This window comes from Enterocloster sp. 210928-DFI.2.20, assembly GCF_020554465.1.
GTDB lineage: Bacteria > Bacillota > Clostridia > Lachnospirales > Lachnospiraceae > Enterocloster > Enterocloster bolteae.
Genome location: NZ_JAJCHK010000082.1, coordinates 1 through 1,694, shown reverse-complemented (window position 1 = coordinate 1,694; position 1,694 = coordinate 1). Strand labels below are relative to the sequence as shown.

The window sequence follows — 1,694 nt, the reverse complement described above, 5'->3', positions numbered from 1 at the left end:
GGTAAAATTACAGAGTGAATTCGTGATTTCTACAAAACATTGATTTTGCAGCACCTAATTCGCTTCATTTCGGTTTACGAGTGACAAAAATAGAGTTACAATGACCTTACAGGGGCCTGTTTTCATGTGTGCAAGCATGGCAAACAGGCATCTGGGTAAGTGTGCAAGACTAAATTCCACATGCCAAATTTTTGTAGGATTAAATTCGGCAGTGGATTCCGTCTTGATTCTAATTCTATTTTTTAAGTAACGATGGTTTTAAGTGGACTTGGTCGCCAGGTATTTCCTGGAGACATAAAAGTCTGTGTAACCTGTTATTTAAAAGCATCTTAGACAGCCTGAATGGAGTGCAGCCGTTCAGGCTGTCTCTGGCTTCACTGTTGATATGATTCATAAGTACGCAGGCATCTCTCTGCTTATAGTGATCCAGACTCTGGCTTTTGGGAATCACATATCGGATGTATTCATGATTTTTCTCGATACGTCCTTTTTGCCAGGAAGAGTTCGGATTGCAGTAAAAGATTTTGGTGCGAATTTCACCATTTTTATCACACTCCAATCGTTCTGGAAATTGAAATTCCACACCATTATCAGTCAAGATTACAGGGAACAGTTCCTGAAAAACCTTAATACCGAGTTTTTCTGTCAAATAGTCGAAAACTTTTATGACCTGGTCCTGTGATTTCTCTTGCAGCACAAAAATAAGCATAAGGGAACAGTTCCGGAAAAAGATGGTAAGGAAAGCCTGCGTGCTGTTATCCCGGCCGCCTTCTACGGTATCAAGTTCGACAACTGGAATATCAGGATTTTCCTGAATGAATTTTTGAAAATTCTCGTAGGTTCGTCCTATACGGAATTCTTTTGCAGCCAGGCTGACCCTTGTACCAGTTTTTCTTGGCTTGCATTTGTAACGTACCTTGCGGCGTAAATCGATGTTTTTAGCAGTAAAAACACCCTGATCGATATAATTGTAGAGCGTCTTTCTGGAACAAGGAATCTCGTGTCCGTGAAAGGCATAAATGTGCGCCAGTGACTGTCCCTGGGCAAGCAATGGTGAGATAAGCGTATCAAGCATTGCGATATCGGCAGGAGCCTGGTTAATCCCCTGCCTGCATGATACAAGCAGCTCCTGAGAGGATTGATCTGCATTCTGGGCAATGTAGTAGGCCTTTTCCTTATTGCAGGTCCGCTGCCTTGCGCAGTGATTGCACACAAAAGGTGCTTTAGATATAGAGGCACATTGAGGCTCCCGGTATTCAGAACACAGATAGCTGCATTTTGAAACCTGCAGCTTTACATCATAGCAGCTCTTACACATCTTTACACAGTCTTTTTTATCGCAAAGGAAACGCAGGGTGCACTCTTTGAAGAGGGCACACCTGGCCGGCTTCTTCGGGTCTTTCTCGCGAGGCTGAAGCGTCCGGTATTTTTTAACTTCCTTTGCAATGGTGCTGGGATGCTTATCTAGTTTTCTTGCAATAGCAGCAAAGGACAAACCGTCATTTAATCCTTTTTCGATGTGAATGCGCTGGCTGGTTGAAAGATGCTTGTGATCATATTCTTTTTTCTTAGGCATAATAATCCTCCTAATGGAGGAATCCACTTACCAAGAGAATCATATCACATTCTGTGTAAGACTGAAATCGTCAATCACGAATTTAGTTGGTGAAACAAGAAGTTAATATTACATTTTA

1 protein-coding gene is annotated in these 1,694 nt (G+C 42.0%); it reads right to left on the bottom strand.

The annotated features are described in order from the left end of the window. Positions 1-235: 235 nt before the first annotated feature. On the bottom strand, positions 236-1,576 hold the full coding sequence (locus tag LI015_RS27875) for an IS30 family transposase (protein ID WP_227126771.1): 1,341 nt from the start codon (positions 1,574-1,576) through the stop codon (positions 236-238). Positions 1,577-1,694 lie beyond the last annotated feature (118 nt).

Coding starts and splice junctions, on each gene's coding strand:
- LI015_RS27875 (WP_227126771.1), bottom strand. CDS start 1,576: ATGCCTAAGAAAAAAGAATATGATCACAAGCATCTTTCAACCAGCCAG.